Here is a 4734-nt window from a genome sequence, read left to right on the forward strand (position 1 = left end):
TAATGCCAGTCAGTTAAGCAGACATTAGAAAAATGTAGTAAAAATGAGTGTATGCCAATACGCTCATTTTTTTTATGACTTTATCTGAAAATTTAGATTGCACCCTTCAACATTCTTTGCCTTCACTCAGCCATTTCAGTGAACTCATTGATTTAAACTGGATTAAAGAAAGCCTACATCAAACAGGTAAGGCTTCTATCAGGAGAAGAAAATTACCTGCCGAACATGTGGTATGGCTGGTAATTGGGCTTGCCCTATTTCGAGATCAACCGATCGGGTATGTCGTAGAGCAACTAAAACTTGTGTTTGGTACAACAGAATATTGTGTCCCCAGTGCAGCAGTGCAAGCACGACAACGTTTAGGACGAGAGCCCTTGAATACCTTGTTTTCTCTACTCAGCCAAGCCTGGTTTGAAGAATCCCAACAGCAATACTCAAACTTTCATGGCCTTAGTGTATGTGCTGTTGACGGGGTGGTTTGGTCTATGCCTTATACAGACGAGAATTTTGAACACTTTGGCTCATCTAAGGGTAAAACCGCTGCAGCCCCTTATCCACAAGTGAGAGCAACCTGCCTGGTAAATACCAGCACCCATGAAATCATTGATGCCCAAATAGGTAGCATGGATCAGGGTGAACTTACACTGGCAAATCGATTATGTCCTCCATCGCATAGTATTACCTTGTTTGATCGAGCCTATTTCTCTGCTGATTTCTTGATTGACTGGCAAACACGAGTAGAAGCCAGTCATTGGTTAATGAGAGCAAAAGATAATTTACGCTATGAGATCATTAAACGTAATTCCCCGCATGACTTTCAAATCAAAATGCCTCTTTCAGCTAGAGCCAGGAAGCTAAATCCATCATTAGGAGAATATTGGGAAGCGCGTTTGATTGAAGTTGAGCAGGCAGGGAAAATTAGACGTTATATCACTTCATTAATGGATTCAAAGGCATATCCACTGATAGGCTTGGCGAAGCTTTATGCCCAGCGCTGGGAAATAGAAATGTGTTACCGAGAAATCAAAAGTGATTTACAGGAAGGCAAGCATTTGAGGAGCAAGCAACCTGATTTAATTTATCAAGAATTATGGGGGGTCTTCATTGCCTATAATATTCTAAGAAGACAAATGAAACATATGGCTCAACGAGCAAAAGTCAGTCCTTTGAGAATCAGCTTTCATATTGCATCTATCGGTATCCTGAATATATTAAGATTTGACTCTTTAGACTCCGCAGGGAATTTACCCAAACATCTAGAAAGTTTACTGGAGAAATCTAAGAGGTATGTGTTGCCTGAGAGGAGGGTTAGAAGTTGCCCACGAGTTGTGAAAGGAAAACCACAGAAATACCCAAGAAAATGCCAGTCAATTTCTTAACTGACTGGCATTAACCCAATGAGGTGCTTTTTTTATATTAAACGACTGATATCACTATTTAATTTTTATAAATCGAATTCTTTAAAAATCTGTTCAATCTGCTCTGCTGGATAGGCGCCTATCACCTTAAAACCATTGGAAAAAATAATCGCAGGAGTACCATTCACGCCCATAGACTGAGCCAGTTTTTTATTCCGTTCAATCGGATTGGCGCAACTTTTTTTCGATTTAGGTTGAATCCCTTGAGCAATCAGATTTTCCCATGCCTGAGCTGGATTAGACTCGCAATACACCTGTTTTGAAGGAGCAACCGACTGGGGTTTTAAAGGAAGAATAAAGGTATAAATGGTCAAGTCATTCAATTTTTTCAGCTCTAGCTCAAGCTTTTTACAATACGGGCAATTTGGGTCAGAAAAGATGGCAATCTGACGTTTACCCGTACCTCTTACACTTTTCACTGCATCCTGAAGCGGTAATTTTTTCCAGTCGATACTATTTTGTTTTAGCATTAAATCGCGGGTCAGATTATGTTGATCCTGAATCCGCAGCATCGGGCCGGCAATCAGATGTTTGGCATCTTCATTTAGATAAACCACTTGGCCCTGCATGGAACCGCTATAGATGCCTTTCATCTCCGTGGTTTGAATATTTTCAATTTTTAAATTGGGACTGTTTTTTGCCAAGTTAGCTTGTACCGTATCAATATTGGCAAATGCGAAGCTTGAAATAAATGTACTTAAACTAATGATCAGTGTTTTTTTTAACATGAATGTTCTACATGAATTGGATAAGAATATGCTTCGATTCTAATCGCTCTGCTTTTAAATTTCTCAAACATTTATGTTACTGTTTACACTCAGTTAAATAAGCTCATAATGTTTCACGTGGAACACCATGTATAGCGTTAGATTGAACTTCAAGATATCTAGAAATCACATAAATATTCACAATAAGAAATTGTTTTATATAATTAAAATATTTTAAATGATAAATATCTTACTCATTCAACCTTGACCGATTTTCTGCATCCATTCTAAACTGCAGACACTTTTTATTTTCCTCGCTACGCCCTGACATGGATTGGCCAAGGATCAACACTATAACGGCATTTTCATGACAATAACGACCAGCTGGCGACCGTTCTTGATGGTCAGCCTGGCTTTAATGATGGGAACGATTGGTACTGCTTTGGCCAGTCCGCTTTATCCGATTTATCAACAGCTCTGGCATTTGCTTCCCAGCCAGATCACCTACATTTTTGTCGCCTATATGTTTGGCTGTCTCTCGACCTTGTTGTTTTTGGGCAGAACCAGTAACAGCATCGGATTTTTACGGACCCTGCAAATTGGTCTGGCCCTGATCACGCTGGGTCTGATCATTTCCGTTTTTGCCCAGAATGCACTGATCCTCTCGATTGGCCGTTTTATTATTGGGATTGCCTCGGGCTTGATGACCACTTCTGCCATGATGGGTTTAATGCATACCATCCCGGAAAGCCATAAGCACACTGCACCGCAACTGATTTCAATCATTACTGCAATGGGTTTTGGTTTGGGACCTTTGGTCGGTGGCGTGATTGCGCAGTTTTCCGCTGCGCCTTTGGTGATGCCATATTTGCCGATTATTTTGGGTGCCGTATTGTGTCTGATTGGCCTGTTCTGGATTAAAGCACCCAAGTTTGAGGTGCAGCCCTTTAGCATGGCGCCTAAACTGCAACGACCTGAAGCCCAGTTTCATCGTGTGTTTATGATTATTGCAGTGACAGCTTTTAGTGCCTTTGCCGCCTTTAGCCTGTTTGCTTCCCTGTCGCCATCCTTTGTCCGCAATATTTTACCTTGGCATGGCCCTCTGGTCAGTGGGGTGGCCATTACCAGTATCTTAGTGGTTTCAGTGATCGTGCAATTTATGGCCAAAGCGGTTGCAGCGTCCAAATGTCTGAATATCGGCCTGATGATGATGTGCTTGAGCCTGATGGTTTTAGCGCTATGTATGTATTCGAGAATCAGCCTGCTATTTTTTATCAGTGATATTTGCTTTGGAATTGGCCATGGTTTTGCCCTGATGGGTGCTTTTGCCCTGATTCATCAAATGACCAGCTTAGACAACCGTGCAGCCGTCATGTCAACCTATCTGTTTATTGCCTATCTGGGCACTATTGTCCCTATCATTGCTGTGGGTTATCTGGCCGATCACTGGGGGCTGGATTTCGCTGTGATCAGCTTTTGTATCGCGATCAGTCTATTGTGTTTTGCGCTGTGGTGGGCGTATCAAAAATCTCATCGACCAGCCTAAAAAAAGCCCTCAGTTGAGTAATGCCAGTCAGTTAAGCAGACATTAGAAAAATGTAGTAAAAATGAGTGTATGCCAATACGCTCATTTTTTTTATGACTTTATCTGAAAATTTAGATTGCACCCTTCAACATTCTTTGCCTTCACTCAGCCATTTCAGTGAACTCATTGATTTAAACTGGATTAAAGAAAGCCTACATCAAACAGGTAAGGCTTCTATCAGGAGAAGAAAATTACCTGCCGAACATGTGGTATGGCTGGTAATTGGGCTTGCCCTATTTCGAGATCAACCGATCGGGTATGTCGTAGAGCAACTAAAACTTGTGTTTGGTACAACAGAATATTGTGTCCCCAGTGCAGCAGTGCAAGCACGACAACGTTTAGGACGAGAGCCCTTGAATACCTTGTTTTCTCTACTCAGCCAAGCCTGGTTTGAAGAATCCCAACAGCAATACTCAAACTTTCATGGCCTTAGTGTATGTGCTGTTGACGGGGTGGTTTGGTCTATGCCTTATACAGACGAGAATTTTGAACACTTTGGCTCATCTAAGGGTAAAACCGCTGCAGCCCCTTATCCACAAGTGAGAGCAACCTGCCTGGTAAATACCAGCACCCATGAAATCATTGATGCCCAAATAGGTAGCATGGATCAGGGTGAACTTACACTGGCAAATCGATTATGTCCTCCATCGCATAGTATTACCTTGTTTGATCGAGCCTATTTCTCTGCTGATTTCTTGATTGACTGGCAAACACGAGTAGAAGCCAGTCATTGGTTAATGAGAGCAAAAGATAATTTACGCTATGAGATCATTAAACGTAATTCCCCGCATGACTTTCAAATCAAAATGCCTCTTTCAGCTAGAGCCAGGAAGCTAAATCCATCATTAGGAGAATATTGGGAAGCGCGTTTGATTGAAGTTGAGCAGGCAGGGAAAATTAGACGTTATATCACTTCATTAATGGATTCAAAGGCATATCCACTGATAGGCTTGGCGAAGCTTTATGCCCAGCGCTGGGAAATAGAAATGTGTTACCGAGAAATCAAAAGTGATTTACAGGAAGG

At 41.7% G+C, this 4734-nt stretch carries 4 protein-coding genes; 3 read left to right on the plus strand and 1 reads right to left on the minus strand.

Translation table 11 applies throughout. The features are described 5' to 3' along the window. The first annotated feature begins 74 nt into the window (after positions 1 to 74). Positions 75 to 1379 carry an IS4 family transposase gene (locus ACNPNW_RS05225; protein ID WP_004729329.1) on the plus strand — a complete coding sequence of 435 codons (1305 nt, stop codon included), beginning with the start codon at positions 75 to 77 and terminating at the stop codon, positions 1377 to 1379. Between the two features lie 65 nt (positions 1380 to 1444). Here ACNPNW_RS05225 and ACNPNW_RS05230 read toward each other — a convergent pair whose 3' ends face one another. Further along, positions 1445 to 2146 carry a DsbC family protein gene (locus ACNPNW_RS05230; protein ID WP_448766641.1) on the minus strand — a complete coding sequence of 234 codons (702 nt, stop codon included), beginning with the start codon at positions 2144 to 2146 and terminating at the stop codon, positions 1445 to 1447. Between the two features lie 346 nt (positions 2147 to 2492). On the opposite strand from ACNPNW_RS05230, the gene ACNPNW_RS05235 reads away from it, so the two are divergent. Together ACNPNW_RS05235 and ACNPNW_RS05240 are read left to right on the plus strand one after the other, a co-directional pair. After that, positions 2493 to 3671 carry an MFS transporter gene (locus ACNPNW_RS05235; protein WP_448766642.1) on the plus strand — a complete coding sequence of 393 codons (1179 nt, stop codon included), beginning with the start codon at positions 2493 to 2495 and terminating at the stop codon, positions 3669 to 3671. A gap of 92 nt (positions 3672 to 3763) precedes the next feature. Further along, on the plus strand, positions 3764 to 4734 hold a 971-nt coding region (locus tag ACNPNW_RS05240), incomplete at its 3' end, for an IS4 family transposase (protein WP_164543397.1).

It is taken from the genome of Acinetobacter endophylla, assembly GCF_053543775.1.

Coding starts and splice junctions, on each gene's coding strand:
- ACNPNW_RS05235 (WP_448766642.1), top strand. CDS start 2,493: ATGACAATAACGACCAGCTGGCGACCGTTCTTGATGGTCAGCCTGGCT.
- ACNPNW_RS05230 (WP_448766641.1), bottom strand. CDS start 2,146: ATGTTAAAAAAAACACTGATCATTAGTTTAAGTACATTTATTTCAAGC.
- ACNPNW_RS05225 (WP_004729329.1), top strand. CDS start 75: ATGACTTTATCTGAAAATTTAGATTGCACCCTTCAACATTCTTTGCCT.